This is a genomic window from Xylanimonas allomyrinae, from assembly GCF_004135345.1.
Taxonomy (GTDB): domain Bacteria; phylum Actinomycetota; class Actinomycetes; order Actinomycetales; family Cellulomonadaceae; genus Xylanimonas; species Xylanimonas allomyrinae.
On record NZ_CP035495.1, the window covers coordinates 2,824,193 to 2,845,857 of the forward strand.

Annotated in this window: 18 protein-coding genes and 1 pseudogene; 8 read left to right on the plus strand and 11 right to left on the minus strand. The window is 72.8% G+C overall.

What is annotated here, in order from left to right; genetic code table 11:
- Nucleotides 1-212 precede the first annotated feature (212 nt).
- From rplI to ET495_RS12810, 5 genes are all read right to left on the minus strand, one after another.
- Nucleotides 213-662 (minus strand): 50S ribosomal protein L9, encoded by a 450-nt coding sequence (gene rplI, locus ET495_RS12790; RefSeq protein ID WP_129205117.1) that lies wholly within the window; start codon nt 660-662, stop codon nt 213-215.
- Between the two features lie 22 nt (nt 663-684).
- A complete protein-coding gene (rpsR, locus tag ET495_RS12795; RefSeq protein ID WP_129205118.1) occupies nt 685-921 on the minus strand; it encodes a 30S ribosomal protein S18 in 237 nt (78 codons plus the stop codon).
- A 47-nt stretch (nt 922-968) separates the two neighbouring features.
- Nucleotides 969-1,532: a single-stranded DNA-binding protein gene (locus tag ET495_RS12800; RefSeq protein ID WP_129205119.1), complete on the minus strand. Its 564-nt coding sequence runs from the start codon at nt 1,530-1,532 to the stop codon at nt 969-971.
- A gap of 113 nt (nt 1,533-1,645) precedes the next feature.
- A complete protein-coding gene (gene rpsF, locus ET495_RS12805; protein WP_129205120.1) occupies nt 1,646-1,936 on the minus strand; it encodes a 30S ribosomal protein S6 in 291 nt (96 codons plus the stop codon).
- A 287-nt stretch (nt 1,937-2,223) separates the two neighbouring features.
- Nucleotides 2,224-4,500, minus strand: coding sequence for a penicillin-binding protein (locus ET495_RS12810; RefSeq protein ID WP_245993067.1), 2,277 nt, complete (start codon nt 4,498-4,500; stop codon nt 2,224-2,226).
- Nucleotides 4,501-4,912: 412 nt separating this feature from the next.
- Between ET495_RS12810 and ET495_RS12815 the strand changes: the two genes are divergently transcribed.
- The 8 genes and pseudogenes from ET495_RS12815 to ET495_RS12850 all read left to right on the plus strand — a co-directional run bounded on the left by ET495_RS12815 (nt 4,913) and on the right by ET495_RS12850 (nt 14,055).
- Entirely contained in the window at nt 4,913-5,581 is a 669-nt protein-coding gene (locus tag ET495_RS12815) for a PadR family transcriptional regulator (protein ID WP_129205121.1), read from the plus strand.
- Nucleotides 5,578-6,672: an inositol-3-phosphate synthase gene (locus ET495_RS12820; protein WP_129205122.1), complete on the plus strand. Its 1,095-nt coding sequence runs from the start codon at nt 5,578-5,580 to the stop codon at nt 6,670-6,672. Before ET495_RS12815 ends, ET495_RS12820 begins: the two co-directional genes overlap by 4 nt.
- A gap of 191 nt (nt 6,673-6,863) precedes the next feature.
- Nucleotides 6,864-8,198 (plus strand): MFS transporter, encoded by a 1,335-nt coding sequence (locus ET495_RS12825; RefSeq protein ID WP_129205123.1) that lies wholly within the window; start codon nt 6,864-6,866, stop codon nt 8,196-8,198.
- Nucleotides 8,199-8,254: 56 nt separating this feature from the next.
- The gene (locus tag ET495_RS12830; RefSeq protein WP_129205124.1) at nt 8,255-9,157 is read left to right on the plus strand and encodes a polysaccharide pyruvyl transferase family protein; all 903 of its coding nucleotides are present in this window, start codon (nt 8,255-8,257) and stop codon (nt 9,155-9,157) included.
- Complete coding sequence (locus tag ET495_RS18880; RefSeq protein WP_129205125.1) at nt 9,154-9,711, plus strand: acyltransferase; 558 nt, start codon at nt 9,154-9,156, stop codon at nt 9,709-9,711. The genes ET495_RS12830 and ET495_RS18880 overlap by 4 nt, the downstream gene beginning before the upstream one ends.
- Nucleotides 9,708-10,985, plus strand: a complete 1,278-nt coding sequence (locus ET495_RS12840; protein ID WP_129205126.1) for a glycosyltransferase — start codon at nt 9,708-9,710, stop codon at nt 10,983-10,985. The genes ET495_RS18880 and ET495_RS12840 overlap by 4 nt, the downstream gene beginning before the upstream one ends.
- A 241-nt stretch (nt 10,986-11,226) precedes the next feature.
- Nucleotides 11,227-12,878, plus strand: a pseudogene (locus ET495_RS19470) (sugar transferase).
- A gap of 70 nt (nt 12,879-12,948) precedes the next feature.
- A complete protein-coding gene (locus tag ET495_RS12850) occupies nt 12,949-14,055 on the plus strand; it encodes a glycosyltransferase (RefSeq protein WP_129205127.1) in 1,107 nt (368 codons plus the stop codon).
- On the opposite strand, the gene ET495_RS12855 is transcribed toward ET495_RS12850, so the two are convergent.
- The 6 genes from ET495_RS12855 to ET495_RS12875 all read right to left on the minus strand — a co-directional run bounded on the left by ET495_RS12855 (nt 13,975) and on the right by ET495_RS12875 (nt 21,546).
- Nucleotides 13,975-15,168, minus strand: coding sequence for a right-handed parallel beta-helix repeat-containing protein (locus ET495_RS12855; protein ID WP_129205128.1), 1,194 nt, complete (start codon nt 15,166-15,168; stop codon nt 13,975-13,977). The two genes, ET495_RS12850 and ET495_RS12855, sit on opposite strands and share 81 nt — an antisense overlap.
- Nucleotides 15,165-15,899, minus strand: coding sequence for an SGNH/GDSL hydrolase family protein (locus ET495_RS12860; protein WP_162616477.1), 735 nt, complete (start codon nt 15,897-15,899; stop codon nt 15,165-15,167). Before ET495_RS12860 ends, ET495_RS12855 begins: the two co-directional genes overlap by 4 nt.
- Nucleotides 15,900-16,125: 226 nt before the next feature.
- Nucleotides 16,126-17,880 carry a lipopolysaccharide biosynthesis protein gene (locus ET495_RS12865; RefSeq protein WP_129205130.1) on the minus strand — a complete coding sequence of 585 codons (1,755 nt, stop codon included), beginning with the start codon at nt 17,878-17,880 and terminating at the stop codon, nt 16,126-16,128.
- A gap of 103 nt (nt 17,881-17,983) precedes the next feature.
- Nucleotides 17,984-19,015 carry a glycosyltransferase gene (locus ET495_RS12870; RefSeq protein ID WP_162616478.1) on the minus strand — a complete coding sequence of 344 codons (1,032 nt, stop codon included), beginning with the start codon at nt 19,013-19,015 and terminating at the stop codon, nt 17,984-17,986.
- Nucleotides 19,012-20,589, minus strand: a complete 1,578-nt coding sequence (locus tag ET495_RS17770; RefSeq protein ID WP_162616479.1) for a hypothetical protein — start codon at nt 20,587-20,589, stop codon at nt 19,012-19,014. Before ET495_RS17770 ends, ET495_RS12870 begins: the two co-directional genes overlap by 4 nt.
- 27 nt (nt 20,590-20,616) lie before the next feature.
- On the minus strand, nt 20,617-21,546 hold the full coding sequence (locus ET495_RS12875; RefSeq protein WP_129205132.1) for a GumC domain-containing protein: 930 nt from the start codon (nt 21,544-21,546) through the stop codon (nt 20,617-20,619).
- Between the last annotated feature and the right edge of the window lie 119 nt (nt 21,547-21,665).

Genomic DNA, 21,665 nt, shown 5'->3' on the forward strand with positions numbered 1-21,665 from the left:
GGCCGCCGACACCGTCGATGGCCGGTGCTGCGCCGAGACGCTGCTCGGGCAGAGCGCCGCCTGCACCCCCTGCCACCGAGGGCCGCCCCGTCGGCAGAAGAAGCAAGACCGGCCGCGGAACCGACGCGGCCCGCGCCGAACGCGAAAGCCCCGGTCCCCCACCGGACGGGTGGGGAACCGGGGCTCGCCAGCTCTCGGGCGAGGGCGTCAGCTCAGGCGGCGACGACCTTGACCGTGACCTTGGCCGACACCTCAGGGTGCAGGCGCACCGACACGGTGAACTCACCGGTCGACTTGATCGGCTGGGCGATCTCGATCTTGCGCTTGTCGACGGACGGCGCACCCGCCTCGGTCACCGCAGCGGCGATGTCCGCCGTCGTGACGGCACCGAACAGGCGACCGGCCTCGCCGGCCTTCGCCTTGACGACGACGGCCTTCGCGGCGAGCGCCTCGGCCGTGGCCTTGGCCTCGTCGAGCGTCGCGATCTCGCGGGCCTTGCGGGCCTTACGGATCGCGGCGACCTGCGACTCGTAGCCCTTGGTCCACGGGGTCGCGAGGTTGCGCGGGATGAGGTAGTTACGGGCGTACCCGTCCTTGACGTCGATGACGTCGCCGGGCTCACCGAGGCCGGTGACCTCGTGGGTCAGGATCAGCTTGGCCATGATTGCTCCAGTCCTTCCTGACTCAGCGGGCCGAGGACGAGTACGGCAGCAGCGCCATCTCGCGCGCGTTCTTCACCGCACGGGCGATCTGGCGCTGCTCCTGCACGGAGACGCCGGTCACGCGACGCGCGCGGATCTTGCCGCGGTCGGAGATGAACTTGCGCAGCAGCGCGGTGTCCTTGTAGTCGACGACCTCGATCTTGGCCGTCTTGAGCGGGTTCGACTTCTTCTTGGGCTTGCGCACCACAGGCTTCGCCATGGTGTTGCTCCTTCTTCAGGAAATGGTGATCTGGGGAAAGGTGGCCGTCAGAACGGAGGCTCGTCGTTGAACGAGCCGCCCGACGACGCGGGGCCCGCAGAGGCCCACGGGTCGTTGTTCTGCTGACCGCCACCGGAGGATCCGAAGCCTCCACCCTGCTGGCCGCCGCCGTAGCCGCCACCCTGCTGGCCGTAGCCACCCTGGGCGCCGCCACCGCCGCCGCCGAAGCCACCACCGCCGCCGGAACGCTGGGTACGGGAGACGTTCGCCTTGGCATTCCTCAGCGACGGGCCTACCTCGTCCACCTGCAGCTCGACGACGGTGCGCTTCTCACCCTCGCGGGTGTCGTACGAGCGCTGCGTCAGACGGCCCTGCACGATGACGCGCATGCCCTTCGTCAGCGACTCGGCGACGTTCTCTGCCGTCTCACGCCAGACGGAGCAGGACAGGAACAGGCTCTCGCCGTCCTTCCACTCGTTCGTCTGGCGGTCGAAGGTGCGTGGCGTGGACGCGATCCGGAAGTTCGCGACGGCAGCGCCCGAGGGCGTGAACCGCAGCTCAGGATCCGCGACGAGGTTCCCGACCACCGTGACGACGGTCTCACCAGCCATGCCTTGCTCCTTCGTTCGACAGCGTTCGTGTCTGCGACACCTCGAGGGCCGATCCCATCAGACGCCACCGACATGCGGGGGCCTGAGGGCGGGTTTCGTGCTTCGGATCGGTCTCAGCGAGCGTCCCGGCGCAGGATCTTGGTCCGCAGCACGGCCTCGTTGAGGCCCAGCTGGCGGTCCAGCTCCTTCGCCGTCGCGACCGAGGCGGTGAAGTCCACGACGGCGTAGATGCCCTCGGGCTTCTTCTTGATGTCGAACGCCAGGCGGCGACGACCCCAGATGTCCACCTTGTCGACGGAGCCGCCCTCGGCCGAGATGACCGACAGGTACTTCTCGAGCGACGGGGCGACGGTGCGCTCCTCGACCTCAGGGTCCAGGATCACCATCAGTTCGTACTGACGCATGAGTACAACCCACCTCCTCTGGTCTTGGCGGTCACGGTCCATCCGTGACAGGAGGGTTAGTGCGTCGCTGTGCCAGCCGTTCACGGGCAGGCACAGACAATCACCCAGGGTACCCGATCGCCGGGTGCCGGGGCGACGAGCGTCCGGCGGTCAGGTCTTCCGTCCGCCGCCCGTGCCGACGCCGGGCGTCGCCCCCCCTTGGATCCCGCCGTCAGCGGGTGGGTCGGCTGGCTGGTCGCCGGACGGGGGCGGGCTCGGGTCGACCGCAGCCGGCCCTGTCGACACGGTCACCAGCAGCGTCGACCCGGGGGCACGCGAGTCCCGCCGGCAGAGCTCACCGCGAGCACCGCCGACTTCGGCTGGTCCGACGCCGTGGGCTGGAGCTTGACCTTGAGGCCCAGGGCCTCGAGCCGTGCCGTGACGTCGTTGACCTGCCGTCCGATGAGTCCGTCGGGAACGGTCACCCAGCCGGCCTGCGGGTCGGCGGGAGCCGGCGAGTCCTCCTCGACGGGCGCCTCGGAGGGTTCCTCGGTCGGCGACGGCTCCACGCTGGGTGACGGGCGCGGCGCGGTGTACTCGGGGAAGTCCTCGACCGGCACGCCGTCGAGCGCGACCTTCATGAAGTCGGTCCACGCGCGCACCGGGAACGTCGACCCGGTGATGCCGTCACGGGCGTTGGCCCACTGGCCGAACGGCGTGATCGACTCCTCCACGACCTTGCCGTCGGCGTCGAGGCCTTCCTGGTGGAGGCCGACGACGGTCACCAGCTGCGGGACGAACCCGGCGAACCACGCCGAGATGTTGCCGTTGGAGGTTCCCGTCTTGCCTGCGACCGGGCGGGGCTGCCCGTCGGGGCCGCGCAGCTCCTTCGCCGTCGTGCCCGAGCCCTCCTCGACCACCTGCGTCAGGGCGTACGTCGCGGCGGCGATCACCTCGGGGTCGAACTCGCGCGTCCGGTTGGTCGGGCCCTGGTAGATGAGCGACCCGTCGAGGCCGCGCACCTCACGCACGATGTGCGGGGTCACGCGGTTGCCCCCGCCGGCGATCGTCGAGTACGCGGTCGCGAGGTTGAGCGTGCTGACGCTCGCCGTCCCGAGCACGTTCGACGGGAGCGCGGGGATGTTGATGGAGTCGGGGATGCCCAGCCGGTGCGCGACATCGACGGTGCGCTGCGGCCCGATCTCGATGTTGAGCTGCGCGTAGACGGTGTTGACCGAGTCCGCGGTGGCATGGACCAGGTCGATGTTGTGGAAGTTGCGGCCTCCGAAGTTGCGAGGCCCGAGCCCGCTGTCGGAGTCCCATCCGGGGATCGGCATCTGGCTCTGACCGTCGAAGCGCTCGCTGAGCTGATGCCCGTCCTCGAGCGCGGCGATGAGGGTGAACGGCTTGAACGTCGAGCCGCCTTGCGCGCGGCCCTGTGTGGCGAAGTTGAACTGCCGCTGCACGTAGTCCTTGCCGCCGTAGACAGCGCGCAGCTCACCGTTGGCCGGGTCCATCGACACCAGGCCGACCGAGAGACGGTCGGGGTCCGCCGGGTTGTCGCCCGCGAACGCCGACTCGGCCGTCGCGGCCGCCGCGTTCTGGAGGTTCTCGTCGATGGTCGTGACGATGTTGAGGCCGCGCGTGCGGATGCGCTCGGGGTGGTCGCGGAACTGGTCGGTCTGCTTGAGCTCGTCCTCGACCATGCGCAGCAGGAACCCGTTCTGGCCGCCGAGGGTGTTCGACGCCTCGGGCCGCGGGTTGAAGGCCGGGAACTCGGCGTTGTCGCGCTGCTCCGCGGTGATGTAGCCGTAGGTGTACATGCGGTTGATGGACCGCTGCCAGCGCCGCTGCGCCTGCGCCTCGTTGACGCCCGGGTCCCAGTTGTTGGGCGAGGGGATGATGCCCGCGAGCAGGGCCGCCTCGGAGTACGTCAGCTCGCTCGCCGGCTTGCCGAAGTACGCCTGGGAGGCCGCCTCGATGCCGAGCACGTTGCGTCCCCAGTAGATCGTGTTCAGGTACGACTCGAGGATCTGTTCCTTGGGTGTCGTGCGGGTCACCTTGACCGCGATGATCGCCTCGCGTGCCTTGCCGACGACGCTCGTGGTGCTGTCGAGCTTGGTGCGCTCCACGTACTGCTGCGTGAGCGTCGAGCCGCCCTGCGTGGGCAGGCCCCGCAGGTTGTTCCACAGCGCGCGCGCGATGCCGCGCGGGTCGACGCCATGGTTGGTCCAGAAGGTCGAGTCCTCCGAGGACACGACGGCGCCCGCGACGTAGGGCGGCAGGTCGTCCAGGCTCACGATGACGCGCCGGTCGGCGCCCAGCGTCCCGATCGGCGTGGTGCCGTCGGCGAAGAAGACCGTCGTGATCTGGTTGTCGATCGAGTCCAGGTCGTGCGGGACCTCCGTCGTCGCATAGGCGGCGACGACGACGCCGGCACCGAGCGCGAAGACTCCGAGGAACGATCCGACCACGAAGCGCCACGAGGGGATCCAGCGGTGGATCAGACCCTTGCCGCGCCGCGGGTAGTTCCAGAACCGGCGTCGACGGGTCGCCGGGCGCCTTGCGCTCCCTGTGGTGGCCACGTCCGGACTTCCTCCTGGTTCTCGTGCCGCGGGGACGGACAGCTCCGCCCCCGTCGAGGGAACACTAGGCGATCCGCTGGCGTGATTCCGGGCGTCGGGCGCCGCGCAAGCGGTTCCGCGCTGCCTCTCCCCGCACGGACCCGCACGGCTCCTCTGAACCTTCACATACGCCGTAGGGCGCGGGACATTGCGCCACCCGATGGTGCGTGCCTACAGTCACGTCCCCTACGATGTATCGAGTCGATAGATTGTTGGTTCACATCGACTCGACACATCGACGGGCGGCACATCGCGGTTGAACCGATGTCGAACCCGATGTCGAACCCAGTGCCCGAACCCAGTGCCCGAACCCAGTGCCCGAACCCGGCGGCGACACCCGCCGATCGCATCGACCAGGACCGAGGAGGAAGCCGTGCGCAGTCGCTCGACAGTGCTCGAGACGGCAATTCTCGGCCTGCTCAGCTCGGCGCCACTTCACGGGTACGAGCTGCGCAAGCAGCTCGCGCTGCTGCTCGGCCCGTTCCGCGCGTTCTCCTACGGCACGCTGTACCCGGCCCTGCGCAACCTGCAGGGACGCGGGCTCATCGCGACGATGGAGCCTACGCCGTCGGTCGGCTCGGCCGGAACCCGTGCCGCAGCACGTGGCGCCCGGCGCGCCGCGGCGCACGACCCTGCTCTCGCCTCGACCACGGTGCCCTCGTTGACGGGGCGGCGCGGCCGCATCGTCTACGAGCTCACGGCCGAGGGCAAGGAGCACCTCCAGAGCGTCCTGTCCTCCTCGGGCCCCGCGGCCTGGGAGGACGAGAACTTCGACGTCCGCTTCGCGCTCTTCGCGCAGACCGACGCCGACACCCGCCTACGGATCCTCGAGGGCCGGCGTTCCCGGCTCACCGAGCGGCTCGAGGCGGTCCGGGAGTCCGCGACTCGCACCCGCGAGCGGCTCGACGAGTACACGCTCGAGCTGCAACGACACGGGCTCGAGCAGGTCGAGCGCGAAGTGCGCTGGCTGGACGGCCTCATCACCCAAGAACGGGGCCGTGCATCGCGCGACCCTCGAGAGAATCAGAAGGAGCGAGGATGACCTCCATCCGCGTCGCCATCGTCGGCGTTGGCAACTGCGCATCGTCCCTGGTCCAGGGCGTGCACTACTACCGTGACGCTGACCCGGCAGGCAAGGTCCCGGGCCTCATGCACGTGCAGTTCGGTGACTACCACGTGTCGGACCTCGAGTTCGTGGCGGCGTTCGACGTCGACGCGAAGAAGGTCGGGTTCGACCTCGCCGAGGCGATCTACGCCTCCGAGAACAACACCATCAAGATCGCGGACGTCCCGCCGCTGGGCGTGACCGTCCAGCGCGGCCCGACGAACGACGGCCTCGGCCAGTACTACTCGGCCACCATCGAGGAGTCGGACGCCGAGCCGGTCGACGTCGTGCAGGCGCTCAGGGACGCCAAGGTCGACGTCATGGTCTCCTACCTGCCCGTGGGCTCGGAGATCGCCGACAAGTTCTACGCGCAGTGCGCGATCGACGCCGGCGTCGCCTTCGTCAACGCCCTGCCCGTCTTCATCGCGTCCGACCCCGTGTGGGCGAAGAAGTTCGAGGACGCCGGTGTGCCGATCGTCGGCGACGACATCAAGTCGCAGGTCGGCGCGACGATCACGCACCGCGTGCTCGCCCGCCTCTTCGAGGACCGCGGCGTCATCCTCGACCGCACGTACCAGCTCAACGTCGGCGGCAACATGGACTTCAAGAACATGCTGCAGCGCGACCGCCTCGAGTCCAAGAAGGTCTCCAAGACGCAGGCCGTCACGTCGAACCTCCACGACGGCCCCCTGGCCGGCAAGAAGGACGACCGCAACGTCCACATCGGCCCGTCGGACTACGTCGCCTGGCTCGACGACCGCAAGTGGGCGTACGTGCGCCTCGAGGGCCGCGCGTTCGGCGAGGTGCCCCTGAACCTGGAGTACAAGCTCGAGGTGTGGGACTCCCCCAACTCGGCCGGCATCATCATCGACGCGATCCGCGCGGCGAAGATCGCCAAGGACCGCGGCGTCGGCGGCCCGATCCTCTCGGCCTCGACGTACTTCATGAAGTCGCCGCCGGTCCAGATGGAGGACACCCACGGCCGCGAGCAGCTCGAGGCCTTCATCAAGGGCGACCTCGACCGCTGATCCTCGCCTCGGAACGCCCCCTCCCGCCACCCCCGGCGCGAGCGGGCGTTCCGAGCGCGTGACGGACGGCCCGGCGCAGAGGCGGTGCTCTGGAGAGCACCCTCTCGGCGCCGGGCCGTCCGGCTTTCAGCGGGGCGCAACCGCGTGGATCGTGCAGCAGGGCCGGGAGCGGAGGTCGTTAGGGTGAGCTCGTGGGTGTGACGGGCGAGTTACGCGAGCTGCTGCGGCTCAGCGGGTTCCGGAAGCTGCTGACCGTGCGGCTCGTGTCGCAGGCCGCCGACGGGATGTTCCAGGTCGGTCTCGCCTCGGCGTGGTTCTTCTCGCCCGACGCCGCGGGGTCCGCCGCCGCGGTCGCCGGGCGGTACGCGCTCATGCTCGCGCCGTTCACGATCGTCGGGCCGTTCGCCGGCGTGCTGCTCGACCGGTGGCGCCGCCGCCAGGTGCTCATGCTCGGCAACGCGGTGCGCGCCGTGCTCACGCTCGGCATGGCCGCGACGGTCATGATCGCGAGCCCCGACGCGTGGGGGGTGCTGGTGCTGGGCCTGGCCGCGCTGTCGGTCAACCGGTTCCTGCTCGCGGGGCTGTCGGCCGGCCTGCCGAACGTCGTCGCCGGTCCGTTGCTGCTGACGGCCAACTCCATCACGCCCACGCTGGGTGCCGGGGCCGCCTTCGTGGGCGGCGGCGTCGGGTTCGTCGTCGCGTGGGTGCTGCCGCCGGGTCGCGGCGCCGACGCCACGGCGCTCGCCTGTGCCGCCGTCGTCATGCTGCTCGGGGCGCTGGCCGCCCAGCGGCTGCACCGCGACCAGCTCGGCCCCACCGATCCGCGCCGCGGCAACCTGCGCGACGACGTCTCCGCCGTGCTGCGCGACCTCGCCGCGGGCGCACGCTACCTCGCCGCGCGACGGACTCCCGGCCAGGCCCTGCTCGTCATGGCCGCGCACCGGTTCCTGTACGGCGTGGTGTTCATCGCGTCGATCCTCATCGCGCGCAACCTGCTCGCCGCACCCGGCGACTCGGCCGCGGGCCTCGGCACGTTCGCCGTGATCCTCGGCCTGACGGCTGTCGGCGGCGCGGCCGCCGTCGTCGTCACCCCCACGCTGTCACGGTTCACGGGCCCGCAGGCGTGGATCGCGCTCATGCTGCTGCTCGCCGCCGCGTCACAGCTCCTGCTGTGCACGACGCCGGCGCGCGCCGTCGTCCTGACGGGTGCGGGCCTGCTGGGGCTGGCCGCGCAGGCGGCCAAGATCGCCGTCGACACGATCGTGCAGCGCGACACCGACGACGCCTTCCGCGGCCGGGCGTTCGCGCTCTACGACGTGCTGTACAACGCCGCGTTCGTCGGCGCGGCCGTGCTCGCCGCGCTGTTCGTTCCCGACGACGGGTGGTCGCGCGGGCTGTTCGGCGCGCTGGCCGTCGCCTACGTGCTGGTCGCGGGGTGGGTCTGGCTGCGCGCCGACCGCTCTCCCGCCGACGTCACCCTCCCGGACCTCTCCCGCGAACCGGAGATCTCGCCTACGCTTCCGTGACGGGCGTCACCCGCACGGGTGGGCCCGAGCGAGACGAGATCCCCGCAGGAGATCCCATGGCCCAGATCGAGGTCGTGCACTGGAACCCCCTGCGACGACGGCGACGCACCCTCGGCGAACGCCTGCTCGGGCGGCACCCCGCCGTGCCTGTGGACAACTTCGGTGACCTGCTCGGCCCCGTCGTCGTCGGGCACCTGCTCGCGGATCGCGGGCTCTCGCCCGCGGACCAGGCCACCGACGGCGCCGCGACGCCCGTCTCGCGGCTGCTGGCCGTGGGATCGATCCTCCACCTCGCCCGCGACGGCGACACGGTGTGGGGCAGCGGGATCAACGGGAAGATCCCGCTGTCCGCACTGCGCGCGCGGCGCCTGGACGTGCGGGCCGTGCGCGGTCCCCGCACCCGCGACGCGCTCGCAGGCCTCGGCATCCAGGCGCCCGCGGTGTACGGCGACCCGGCGCTGCTGCTGCCGTTGCTCGACGCGCGGCTGCGGGCGTGGGCCGCCGACCCGGTGTACGACGTGACCGTCGTCCCCAACGTGCACGACCTGCCCGCCTACCGCGGACACCCTGACGTGCTCTCCCCCACGGCGCCGCTCGACCAGGTGCTCGAACGCATCGCGCGCAGCCGTCTCGTCGTCGGGTCGTCGTTGCACGGCATCGTCGTCGCGGAGTCGCTGGGCATCCCCGCGCGAGCCGTCGCGGCCGGGCACGAAGACCCGTTCAAGTACGAGGACTACTACCTCGGCACCGGCCGCACCGCCTTCGACCCGGCCGCGAGCGCCGACGAGGCCGTGCGCCGCGGCGGCGAGGAGCCCCCGACCTGGGACCCTGAACCGCTGCTCGCGGCGTTCCCGGCGGATCTGTGGATGGGGGACCCGCGTACTCCCGCTCCCGTGAACCCGGCAAGCCCGCTCCCGCTCCCGCTCCCGTTACCGCTCCCGTTACCGGAGGCACCGTGAACGGCCTTGACGTGTTCCTGAGCGTGCAGCGTGCGCGTGACGCGGCGTTCAGCCTCATCGCCGCTCGAGGCTTCGCCGAGTTCGGCCGTGGTTCACGCATCCTGCTGCCGTTCCGTGTGGGCAACCCGCACCGCATCGCGATCGGTGCGGGCGCCCTGATCGGGGCGGGGTCGTGGCTCATCGTGCCCGCGCGCGGCGACGACGTGGCGCTCACGCTGGGCGACCGGGTGCGGATGAACACGACGTCGATCAGTGCGGTCGAGAGCGTCGTCATCGAGGACGGTGTGGCGATGGCTCGGGGCGTGTACGTGTCGGACCACGCTCACGGGTTCGACGACCCCGACGCGTTCATCCGCGATCAGCCGCTGACGCGCGTGGCGCCGGTCCGCATCGGGCGGGGGGCGTGGCTGGGGCAGAACGTCGTGGTGCTGCCCGGTGTGACGATCGGCGCGGGAGCCGTCGTCGGGGCGAACAGCGTGGTGCGTGCCGACGTGCCCGCACGCACCGTCGCTGCCGGGACGCCGGCCCGCGTGCTGCGGGAGCTGCCGTCATGAGCAACGCGGAGAGGATCCAGGCAGGCAGCCCCACGCCACGCCCCACGCCAAGCCCCACGCCAAGCCCCACGCCACGCCCCACGCACGACCCCGCGCGCAACCCTACGCACGACCCCTTGGGCAGCCCCACGGGCACCGACGTCGTCTTCACCTTCAGCTACGAGACCTGGGACGACGCCGTCCGGCGCGGCATGATGCGCCCGCCCGACCGCCTGCTGGGCACCCTGCTGCGCAGCGAGGAGGTGCGCCGGCTGCTCGTCGTCAACCCGTGGCGGTCGGCGCCCGCGCTCGCCGCGCGGCGGGCGCTACGCCGTGACGTGCCGTTCCCGGCGTCGCCGCGCGCCCGCCTGCACACGCCCGCGCGTCTGCGGCGCGCGGACCCTGCCGACGTCGGACTGATCGAGGCCCAGTACGTCGCCTACGACCGGTCGGTGCGCCGGGCGGCGCGTGACCACGAGCGGCCCGCGGTGCTCACGACGAACCCGCTCGTGGCGGGGTTCGCGCCGTTGCGCTGGGCGGGTCCGGTGACCTACTTCGCGCGCGACGACTGGCTCAGCTCGCAGGCGCGGCGGACCTACTGGGACGCCTACCGCACGGCGTACGAGCGCCTGGCCGCGGCCGGGGTCGCGGTGGCCGCGGTGAGCGCGGAGATCCTCGACCGCATCAACCCGCGCGGACCGGCCGCCGTCGTGCCCAACGGGGTCGAGCCGGCCGAGTGGCTCGGCCCGCCGCCTCCGGCGCCGCCGTGGCTCGAGGCGATCCCCGGGCCGCGCGCGATCTACGTCGGCACGCTCGACGACCGGCTCGACGTCGACGGCGTCGCCGCGCTCGCCGCGGCGTGCCCGCACCTCGGCGTGGTGCTGCTGGGCCCGCTGCCGAACCCCGCCTACGTCGCACCGTTGCGCGGGATCGCCAACGTCCACGTGCACGACGGCGTGGGCCGGGCCGAGCTGGTCGCGGCGCTGCGGGCGTGCGACCTCGCGCTGCTCGCTCACCGTCGCACACGGCTGACCGAGGCGATGAGCCCGCTCAAGGTGTACGAGTACCTCGCGGCTGGTCTGCCGGTGCTGGCGACCGACCTGCCGCCGGTGCGCGGCATCCACCCGCGCGTCACGCTGCTCGACGACGTGGCGGAGTTCGCCGACGCCGTCGACGCCGCGCTGACGGCCGGGCCGCTGACGGAGGACGAGCGGGTCGCGTTCGTCGAGGCGAGCTCGTGGGGCCACCGGCATCGCACGGTGCTCGACCTCGCCCTGCGCGGGGTCACCGGCTGAGCGATCTGCCGCAATCGTTTCCGGTCCATGAATTCTCGCCGTCGGCGAGGTAAAAGCATGGCTCAGCCCCTGGCGTGCGCGCCGCACACCCCTGTGTGATGGACGCAAGGCCGGAGGTCGCACAGCGCGTCCACCGGTCGGCTCAACACAGAACCGTCGACGTCGACCACGCCCCCGGTCGGCGCCGGTCGACGGAGGGCCGCACCGTCCGTCAGTGCAGGCGCCCGACCAGGGGGACCGCATGAGCCCAGCCACGACCGCCGCGTCCGTCACGACACACCCCGCACCGAGGCACGAGCCCGCCGCGCATCCCACGAGCCAGGCCGGCCCAGCACGCTCCCTCGGCGTACGCCCGGCCCCCGCCGTCGACTGGCAGCCGCGCCGCCCGTCGTGGCGGCGCAAGCTCACGGCCGCACTGCTGCTGACGGACGCCGCAGCCATCGGCCTGTCCCTGGCGGCCGCGTACGTCGTCCGGTTCAGCGCTCCGGCGTGGTCGGCTCACGAGTACGTGTCCTACGCGTGGCTCGCCGTGCTGCTGGGCCTGGCCTGGCTGCTGGCCCTGACCCGGTCCCGCGAGGTGCGCGCGATCGGCGTCGGGCTGCTGGAGTACCAGCGCGTGCTCGGTACGACGCTGCTGACGTTCGGTGCCCTCGCGATCGTCGCGTTCCTGGGCCGGCTGGAGATCGCACGCGGGTACCTGGCCGTGGCGCTGCCCATGGGTCTCGTGCTGCTCGTGGTCGGGCGCTGGTTGTGGCGCGACGCGCTCCAGCGTCTGCGCCGCGCCGACCGTTGTCTCACGGGTGCGATCGTCGCGGGCCCCGCCGCCGAGGTCGCGCAGGTGGTGGGGCAGCTCCGCTCGAACCTGCGCGCCGGATACCGGCCCATCGCCGTGAGCCTCACCGATGCGGACCCGGCCAGCACGAACCCGGCCGGCGTGGACCCGGCCAGCACGGACGACGCCGCAGGCACGCTCTCCACCGGCCTGCTCTCCACGGGCACGCTGTCCACCGGCACGCTGTCCACCGGCACGCTGTCCACCGGCACCCTTCCCGCCGTCCCGCTCGCCGACCTCGTGGGCGTCGCGCGCCGCACCCGCACGCGCGCCGTGATCGTCGCAGGCGAGCTGCCGGGTGGCCGCGACCGGGTGCGCGACCTGGGCTGGTCGCTCGAGGACGCGAAGGTCGAGCTCATCCTCGTGTCGCAGCTCACCGACGTCGCCGCACCACGCGTCCACCTGCGCCCGCTCGACGGGCTGCCCATGGTCCACGTGGACCTCGCCCAGCACTCCGGTGTCAACCACGTGCTCAAGCGCGTCTTCGACGTCGTCGGCGCGGCGACCGCGCTCACCCTGCTGGCGCCCGTGCTCGCCGCCGTCGCGATCGCGGTCCGGCTCGACGACGGCGGTCCCGTGCTCTTCCGGCAGGAACGGGTCTGCCAGCGCGGCGGACGGTTCCTGATGCTCAAGTTCCGTTCCATGGTGGTCGACGCCGAGGCTCGCCGGGACGAGCTCGAGCACGCCAACGAGAGCGACGGCGGCGTGCTGTTCAAGGTGCGTGACGACCCGCGCGTCACGCGCGTGGGCCGGTTCCTGCGCCGCGGCTCGCTCGACGAGCTGCCGCAGCTGTGGAACGTGCTGCGCGGCGACATGAGCCTCGTCGGCCCCGGCCGCCGCTGCCGCGCGAGGTCGAGCAGTACGAGCGCCCCGCCGAGCGACGCCTGCTCATCAAGCCCGGCCTGACGGGGCTGTGGCAGGTGAGCGGCCGCTCGCGGCTCACCTGGGAGGAGAGCGTCCGCCTCGACCTCTACTACGTCGAGAACTGGTCGTTGACGCTCGACCTCCTGGTGCTGCTGCGCACCGTCCGCGCCGTCGTCGCGCACGACGGCGCCTACTGACCGGCTCCCTCCGACCGGAGGAAGTTCGCGGAACGGCCCGGCATGGGCCCCTCCGGAAGGTAGGACCACCATGACCAGCTCCGCACTGCTCATCTGCTCCGGCGGAGGGCACCTCAAGCAGCTCTTCGCGCTCGCCGCGCGGCTCGGTATCGCACCCGACGACCAGACGTGGGCCACGTTCGACAACCCGCTCAGCCGCACGCTGCTCGCGGGCCGCGAGGTCTTCACCCTCCCGTACGCCGCCCCCCGCGACGCGTTCAGCATCCTGCGCACGCTCGGCCGCGCGCACCACGTGCTGGCCTCACGCCGGTTCGACCTCGCGGTCAGCACCGGGTCGAGCCCGGCGGTCTCGTTCCTGCCGTGGGCCGCCCGGCGCGGCGCCCGCGCGCTGTACATCGAGAGCGCGGCACGCGCCGACGGCCCCTCGGTGAGCGGCCGCATCCTCATGCACGACCCGCGCGTCACCACGTTCACGCAGTACCCGGGATGGGCGGACGAGGCGTGGAGCTACCACGGATCGATCTTCGACTCCTTCGCCCCCGCTCCCCCGCGCGCGTCCCGGCCGGTGCGGCGCGCGGTCGTCACCCTGGGCACGCAGGAGCAGTACGGGTTCGCGCGCCTGCTGCGCGCCGTCGTCCCGCTGCTCGCCGGGTGCGAGGTGCTGTGGCAGCTCGGGCCGACAGGGGCGCGCGAGGCCGCCGCGCTCGGCGTGCCCGACGCGCGGGCCGGCGTACCGCACGACGAGCTGTCGCAGGCGATCGGCGAGGCCGACGTCGTCATCGCGCACGCGGGGACCGGCTCGGCCCTGACGGCGTTCGAGCAGGGGCACTGCCCCGTGCTGGTGCCGCGCCTGGCCCGGCACGGCGAGCACGTGGACGACCACCAGCTCCAGATCGCGCGCGAACTCGAGCGCCGCGGGCTCGCCGTCGCCAAGGCCCCGAGGAGCTCACGGTCGCGGACCTGGAGGAGGCCGCGGCGCGTGCCACGCGCCGCGTCGAGGCTCCGCCGATCGATCTCGACACCCCCGTCACCGCGGGGTGAGCGGGTCCCCTCGCCGTCGGGCCGGCCGGACCACCCGACGGTGAGGGGTTTTCTCCTACCCCATCGACGCGCCCGCCACCTCGGGGCTCATCGGCTTCCCGTCGATCGCTGCCTTCGCCGGCGTCCGGTCGCCTGACGGCGTGATGCGCGCGGAGTCGACGTCGGTCAACCGCAGGTCGCCCGCGTCGCGGTCGGCGAACCGGACCACGCCCGCCCGGTTCCCGTCGCGGCCGATGACCTCGGGAACCTTGCACGTCTTGGTGTTCCACTTCTCGATGACCGAGTTCGTCACCGGCGCGTCACATGTCGACAGGTACTCGACGATGTTGCGGTCGAACACCATGCCGACGAGCGGGTCCACGCGCACGGACCCGTTGAGGAACGTGTTGTTGCGGACGGTGATGTTGGTGACGGTGAGCTCGCGCAGGTCGGTCGCGGAACCGCCCCGGCACTTGTCCGTCTTGACGACACAGCCCTGGATGTAGTTCGACTCGATGAGCAGGTTGTCGCTGCCCTTGCGGCGTCCGGGCGAGATGATCAGGCCCGCGTTGTAGCAGTTGGACAGCTTGTTGCCGCGGATCGTCACGTCCGACGAGTCGAAGACCTGGATGCAGTCGGCGTGCAGGCCGTTGTCCTTGCCCTGGTCGTAGTCGCGCACCGTGTTGCCCTCGATCAGCACGTCCTGGGCGCCACCGATCTGGATGCCGTCCACGGAACTGCCGTTCTCGAACAGCGAGTCCACGACGGTCACGCCCTGCGACCGCACGAACAGCCCGGTGCCGTCGAGGTGGGCGCGCTCGATGCGCGTGCCCTTCGCGGGCCCGTCCACGAACCACACTCCGGTGACCCGCAGCCCCCGCCACGTGACCCCAGGAACCTTGACCGACAGCCGGTCGAAGCTCGCCGTCACCCCGTCCGGGGCCTCGACGACGGCGGGCGGGTCGAACGTGGCGAGCCGGTCGTCGCCGGTCAGCTCCATCGAACCGTACTCGCCGGCCGCGAGCAGCACCGTGCCGCCGGGCACCACGACCCCGAGCGCCGTGGCCAGCGCGCACGCCGTCTCCGGCGTGTGGCAGTCGCCCGTGCCCTGCGGGCTCGCGTAGAACGCCGGGCCCGACGGCACGACGGCGGGCACCTGCGTGGACTCCTCCGCCTCGGGTGCGGGGTCGCCCGTGCAGCCCGCGAGGACGTCGACGCCGAGCACCGTCCCGGCGATCAGCGCCACGGTCACGAAGCGGGGCCGCCTCATCCTGCGGCCCTCGCCCCGGCACCGGTCCGTGACTGCCACGTCTGCCAGGCGACCTCGGCGATCTTCGCCTGCCCCCGCTGCGACGGGTGGAAGTGGTCGATGTCGGACACGTCGCCGTCGCCGAAGCGCACGTCGTGCAGCGCCCCGCCGTCGGAGACGCACGTGGGCAGCGCCGAGCAGGCAGCGGCGATCGACGAGTTGAACTGCTGGACGCGCTCGGCGACGGCCGCGCGGCGCTCGGCGTCGTCGGCCGAGACGGAGTCGGCGTGCCACAGCAGCGAGCGGCAGCTCGGGCTCTTGTTCCACAGCCCGACGGCGTCCGGGTCGCTCTTGCCGAGCTCCCAGATCTGGTTGAGGTCGGGTACCGAGAGCGCGAGCAGGGTCGCGTCGGGAAGGCCCTCGGCGAGCTGCTGGAGCAGGGTCGTGATCTCGGCGGTGAAGCGGTCGGTCGGCGTCATGTCGTCGAAGGTGCGCGCGCACGCGTCGTTCGCACCCAGGAGCACGGTGACGACGTCGGGCTTCTGGTCGATGACGTCCTCGACATGGTCGAGCGCCTCCTTGACGGTGGCACCCTCGAGCGCGAACGGCAGCGTCGTCGGGCGCGCACCCGAGCCTGCGAGCCGGGCGGCGAACGAGTCGACGTCGGGCGAGGTGCCCACCGCCCACGAGTCGTCGAGGCACGGGCCCGCCTCGGTGCACGCGTTGACGCCCAGCGTGATCGAGTCACCCACGGCCGCGATCCGCGCGACGCCCTCCCCCCGGGTGCGCCGGACGCGGGCGCGGAGGTAGGCGTGGCAGATCCGGCGTCGGGCGGGGCCGCCGGACCGCCGGACGAGCAGCCGGCGGCGACGGCCATGACGAGGGCGATCGGGAGGACGATCGGGAGTGTGATCGGGAGTGTGATCGGAAGGGCAGCCGCGGCGGCGGCACGGAACGCCGAGATTCTGGAGTCGCTTCTCATGATGCTGCCCTCACGGTCTGGTCGGGGGTGGGCCGATCTGGTGCGGGTCGGTCAGGGCTGCCCGCGGTGCGACGGTCCGGGTCTGGGCCGTCCGGGGCGCCAAGGCCTGAGGCAGGCTCGTCCGGGGCCGGCCCGTTCGAGGCGCGGTGGCCTGGGGTCGGCCCGTCCGGGGCGGGTGGATGCTCCTCGGGTGCGGGCGGGCGGGGCGTGCGAACCTGCCGCGCGAACGACACGATGCGCGCGAGATCACGGCGGTACCCGGGCAGCACCAAGGCCGCGGCAAGCACCGCGATCCCGGCCGCGAGCGCCAGCGCCAGCACGACGACGTCGGGCACCGCACCGGACGCCGAGGAGCTGCCCGCCGGCCCGTCGCCCCCACCGAACCATGACCCGCCGAACCATGACCCCGCGAACCGGGACCCCGCGAACCGGGACACGGCGTACGCCGCGCCGAAGCAGGGCAGCACGAGAGCGGCGGGTCGCAGCAGCGGCCGGACGACGTCGGACGCGCGCACGAACGTGCCCCGGATCGCGTACGCGAACCCCGGCACGAGCAGCGCACAGGTGACGACGCCGTACACCAGCGCAAGCCCCTGCACGCCGCCCCACGCGATGCCGGCGACGAACCCGGCGACGACGATCGGCCGCGTGACGAGGTAGTACCCGAGCTGACGGTGGGCCCGCCCGAGCGCGATGTACAGCCAGCCCTGGACGTTGCCGACGGCCTGCGCGACTCCCGCCACGGCGAGGATCGCGAACAACGTGGCGGCGAGGTGCCACTGCGGCCCGAGGGCCACGGCGACGAGCGGGCGAGCCGTGCCGGCGAGGAGCGCGTACCCGGGCAGGGCCGCGTACCCGATGACGAGCATCGCGGAGCGCACGTACCGGCGGAAGCGTTCGCCGTCGTCACGCAGGGCCGAGAGCACAGGCAGAGCGACACGTCCCAGCGGGCCGGTGAGCTGCTGCAACGGCAGCAGGAACAGCGAGTAGGCGCGCGAGTACTGGCCCAGGACGGCCGACCCGAGCTGGTGGCCGACGATGACGTTGTCCAGGTTGCGGGCCGCGTAGTTGAGCATCTGGACGCCCAGGATCGACCCTCCGGTGCCGACGAGCGGCAGCACCTCGCGCTCGACGCGCGGACGGCCGAACCGGGGCCGGACGGCGATCCACAGTTCGACCAGCCGCGTGACCTGCCCCAGCCCGGCGAGGACGACGAGCGACCACACGCCCCATCCGGCGAGCGCCGCCCCGATCGACCCGGCCACGCCCGCGGTCATCGACGTGACGTCGATGCGCGCGAGCAGGCCGAAGCGCAGGTCGCGTTGCGCGCGCGCCTGGAGCGGCATGGCCAGGCCGTTGAGCAGCAGCGTCGGGGCGATGGCGAGGGTCAGGACGGTCAGGCGAGGTTCGTCGTAGAGCGTCGCGACGAGCGGGGCGCCCGCAGCGACGACCCCGGTGAGCAAAAGGCCCAGCCCGGCGGAGAACCACAGGACTCCCGACCAGGTCCGGTCGCTCAGCTCACGCGCCTGCACGATGGCGCCCGTCATGCCGAAGTCGCGCAACAGGTCGGCGACGCCGACGATCGCCATGATCATCGCGACGAGACCGAAGTCGGCGGGCAGCAGCAGGCGCGCGAGCACGACCGTCGACGCGAGCTGCACGAGCGACCGCGACCAGAGCCCGCCCATGGTCACCGCGACGCCGCGCGACGCCGTGTGCGCGAGGCCGCCCCGGGGCTGGGTGGCGGTCATGCCCGCACCGGGGTCTCGTGAGGCGGGGTCTCGTGAGGCGGGGTCAAGCGGGGCAGGGATTCCTGCGGTGGGGTCTCGTGTGCCCGGTTCCCATAGGGCTCGGCTACGTGGACCGTCCCGGCACGCGTGGTCTCGTCGCGGTTCCAGGCCACCGGCCGGCGCATGGCCGCCTCGACGCGTGCCCGGAGCGCCGGGACCCCGTACCCGACGCAGTAGACGACGAACGCCGGCCACATCCCCGGCCGCCCCGCCACACGTCGCACGAGCCCGACCCACCCGGCCCGGCCCGCACCTCCCGTCCGGCCCGCCTGCGCGTTCCCGCCCGCGCTGTCGGCCGGGCCCCCTGCGCACTCCGGCCCTTCTGCGCGCTCCGGCCGGCCTGCGCGCTCCGGCCCTTCTGCGCGCTCCGGCCGGCTGCACCGGACGCCGTCCGACGTGGCCCGCCGGGGCCCGCGTCGGCGGCTCCGGTCGACCCCGGTCCAGCGACGACCACGCCTCTCAGCTCCTGGTTGCCGCGGTGGATCCGGGTCGCGCGGCGCCAGAACGCACGCATCGTGCGCGGCGAGCGGACCGCGAACACGTGGTCCGGCAGCGTGACCCGCTCCGCGGGAGCGAAGAGCTGCTGCACGAACCTGTCGTCGGCGACGACGTCGGGGAACTGGCCCCACCGCGCGCGGCCCGCCGCATTGACGGCGTAGATTCCCGAGCCCACGTGCCCCGCGCGGCGGTAGTCGCTCAGCGCCCACACCCGGTAGTGCTGCCGCACGGCCCAGCTCGCCCCCGCGGTGTCGACGCGCAGGGTCGGGGCTCCGACGACCGGGCCGGGGCGGGCCCGCAACGCGTCGGCGAGGGCGAGCAGCGCCGTCGGGCCGACGGCGACGTCGGCGTCGAGGTACACGCGGGGGAAGGCCCGGGCTGCGGCGTCGCCGGCGTTGAGCGCCGCCGTCTTCGACGGCGCGGCGATCTCGACGACGCGCGCCCCCGCGGCGCGCGCCACCGCGGCCGTCGCGTCGGTGCACCCGTTCGCGACGACGACGACCTCGAACAACCCCGCGCTCGTCAGGGGGGCCAGCAGCCCGGGCAGCACGGCGGCCTCGTCGTGGGCCGGGATGACCACGGACGCGGCCGGGTTCATCGGGACCTCGCCCCGGCGTCGGCACCTGCCGCGACCGGGTCCGGCCCGACGTGATCCGGCCCGAGGGGATCCGGCCCGACGGCGTCTGCCCCGCCCGCGTGCACCCCGGCGTCGGCCCGTGCGCGCGGCCGCCACGCGTCGGTGATGAGCCATGCCCCGACGGCCAGGAGGATCGCCAGCAGCAGGAACGTCTGGAGGAACCCGAACGCGTCATAGAAGAACAGGGCGGCCGCGTACCCGACGCCGCTCGTGGCGAGGGCGAACGCGAGCATCGCGTCGCGTTCGGGCACGTCCTTGCGCAGCGCGTGCCGCACGAGCATCACGGGGGGCACGAGCACGAGCAGCGCGAGACCCAGCACCCCGACGGCCCCCGCGTCGAGCTGGGTGCCGAGCACCTGGTTGTCGAGGATGAACGCGTTGGCATCGTCGCCCACCACGACGCGCGACCCCACCCCGGTCCCGAAGAACGGGTGCTGCAGGGCGAGCGCCGTCGCGGGCGCGAGGTCGGCCAGCCGGCCCGCCCCCGTCCACCCGGCGGAGGTGTACTGCGACGCCACGAGGGCGTCCGGGTCGAGGAACGACCCCACCAGCGTGCCGACGACCTTGGGCGAGACCAGCGTCCCGAGCAGCAGCACGGGCACGCCGACGACGAACAGCAGCCGCGCGAGCTGCGGGCGCAGCACGGCCGCAAGGAGGAACATCGCCCCGAGGACGACGACGGCGGTACGGCTGATCGCCGCGGCCAGGCCGAGCATCGTCAGCGCGATGACCCCGGCGTAGAAGAGGCGGCGGTTGACGGGGTGGCGCGGCCAGTCCGCGTACCGGGCGAGGTAGACACCGATCGGCAGCAGCATGCACAGCAGCACGGCGAGCGCGATGGGGTGCTGGGCCGAGCCGTACGCGCGCGCCCCGCCGGCCCGCAGCGACACGTCGACGTCCCGCAGCAGCTCCAGCGGCAGGACGGCGCCCAGCTTGAGGAAGACGTTGACGTGCGTCGCCCGCTCGGCGATCGCCGCCACGCCGATGACGGCCCCGGACCAGGACAGCCCCGTGAGCAGAACCGTCACGACCCGCCGCGTCCGCACGAGCTGCCGCACGACGACGAGCACGATCGGTGCGATCAGCAGGTTGACGAACCCGCCCACGGCCGATCCGAACAGCCCTCCCTCGCTGAGCGACCGCGCGTTGACCACGATCGACAGGGCCATGGTCGCGAGGAACGCCGCGACCGGGACGCCGAACCGCACGGGCCGCCACCGGAACGCCGGGTCGACCAGGAGGTCGGCGACGACGACGAGCAGCGTCAGCGTCACGAGCACGCGGTACGGCTCGAGCGCGAACGGGAGCGGCACCGGGATCGCGTACCGGCGGATGGGCACGAACAGGATCACCGCGACCAGGAGGAACAGCCAGGTCTCGCGGCGCCGCAGCAGCCCGCGGGCCAGGTACACGCCCGCGGCCGCGACGGCTGCCGCCCCCGCGAAGGGCGGGGGCAGCAGCCACGCCGCGGCGAGGAGAACGGCAGCGACGGTGGCGATCCAGGCCGCCTCCCGCCGCGTGGGGCGCGAGGCCACGGCCGACGTCGTCACGTCGGACCCCGATCAGCGCTCGCCGGCGCCGGCCGGGACGCGCTCGACGTCACCGGCGACCGCCGCGCCGTCGAGACCCCCGCCGTCGACACTCCCGCCGTCGAGACCGGAGGGACCGCCCACGGACGAGGCGGTACCGCCCGCCGGGTCGGCGGCCATCCCGCCGAGCTTCTCGGGTCGCTCCGCCGCCCCACGCCGCCTGGCGCGCCCTCGGGAGCGCCGACCGTGGTGGGCCGGGCCGACCTCACCACGCCGCAGGCGGGCGTTCTCCAGGATGAACGCGAGCGCGACGAACACGAGGATCACGCCCAGCGCCGTCACGACCACGGGGATCGCCGCGTTGGAGGAGTCGGCCTCGACGGCGTCGCCCTCGGCGAGCGTCGTCAGTTCGATGCGCTGCTCGGTGGGCATGGCGCTGGCGTCCTGCTCGTGCGCGACCTCGGTCACGAAGGCCGTGGTCGCGGCGCGGGAGATCCGCTCGGCGCGACCGGGATCGCTGGAGACGCCGACGACGTCGAGGATCGGCAGGGCGAGCCTGCCGGGGAACTTCTCGTCTCCGCCGGGCTGCGTGGTGCGGCGCAGCGCCGTGATCTGCTCGTCGTCCGCGAGCGCCCCCACCTCGCCCTCGACGCTCGCGCGGACCTGTGCGCCCGCGACGACGTACGCGTACACGACGGCGGCCTGGCTCAGGTCCTTCTGGACGGGCGCGGACTGCCCCTGCGTGAGCGTCTGCCCCGGGATCTCGGCCTGGTAGAGCGGCTGATGGGGGCTGCCGACCAGCACGGTCGTCGACGCCGCGTAGGAGTGGACGGCGCGCGAGACGATCCGCCCGTTCTGGAGCGTGAACCCGGCCAGCAGGCCGGCGAGCACGGCGACGACGAAACCGACCACCAGCAGACGGCGGTGGTTCCACAGCACTTCGAGGTACTTCGGCACGTCCATGGCGGACGCTCCTTCCGGTCGTACCCGCGTGGGCGGGTCTTGCGGGGAGGGCCTCGATGCCCGGACTTCTGCCTAGCGTGGGGGCCGTGTGTTAACCGCGCCCGTACCGGGAGGTTGCG

Bases quoted from the DNA above. Each gene is read 5' to 3' on its own strand.
- rpsR (WP_129205118.1), bottom strand. From the start codon at position 921: ATGGCGAAGCCTGTGGTGCGCAAGCCCAAGAAGAAGTCGAACCCGCTC.
- ET495_RS12820 (WP_129205122.1), top strand. From the start codon at position 5,578: ATGACCTCCATCCGCGTCGCCATCGTCGGCGTTGGCAACTGCGCATCG.
- ET495_RS12870 (WP_162616478.1), bottom strand. From the start codon at position 19,015: ATGAACCCGGCCGCGTCCGTGGTCATCCCGGCCCACGACGAGGCCGCC.
- ET495_RS12840 (WP_129205126.1), top strand. From the start codon at position 9,708: ATGAGCAACGCGGAGAGGATCCAGGCAGGCAGCCCCACGCCACGCCCC.
- rplI (WP_129205117.1), bottom strand. From the start codon at position 662: ATGGCCAAGCTGATCCTGACCCACGAGGTCACCGGCCTCGGTGAGCCC.
- ET495_RS12855 (WP_129205128.1), bottom strand. From the start codon at position 15,168: ATGAGGCGGCCCCGCTTCGTGACCGTGGCGCTGATCGCCGGGACGGTG.
- ET495_RS12850 (WP_129205127.1), top strand. From the start codon at position 12,949: ATGACCAGCTCCGCACTGCTCATCTGCTCCGGCGGAGGGCACCTCAAG.
- rpsF (WP_129205120.1), bottom strand. From the start codon at position 1,936: ATGCGTCAGTACGAACTGATGGTGATCCTGGACCCTGAGGTCGAGGAG.
- ET495_RS12865 (WP_129205130.1), bottom strand. From the start codon at position 17,880: ATGACCGCCACCCAGCCCCGGGGCGGCCTCGCGCACACGGCGTCGCGC.
- ET495_RS12800 (WP_129205119.1), bottom strand. From the start codon at position 1,532: ATGGCTGGTGAGACCGTCGTCACGGTGGTCGGGAACCTCGTCGCGGAT.
- ET495_RS12830 (WP_129205124.1), top strand. From the start codon at position 8,255: ATGGCCCAGATCGAGGTCGTGCACTGGAACCCCCTGCGACGACGGCGA.
- ET495_RS12875 (WP_129205132.1), bottom strand. From the start codon at position 21,546: ATGGACGTGCCGAAGTACCTCGAAGTGCTGTGGAACCACCGCCGTCTG.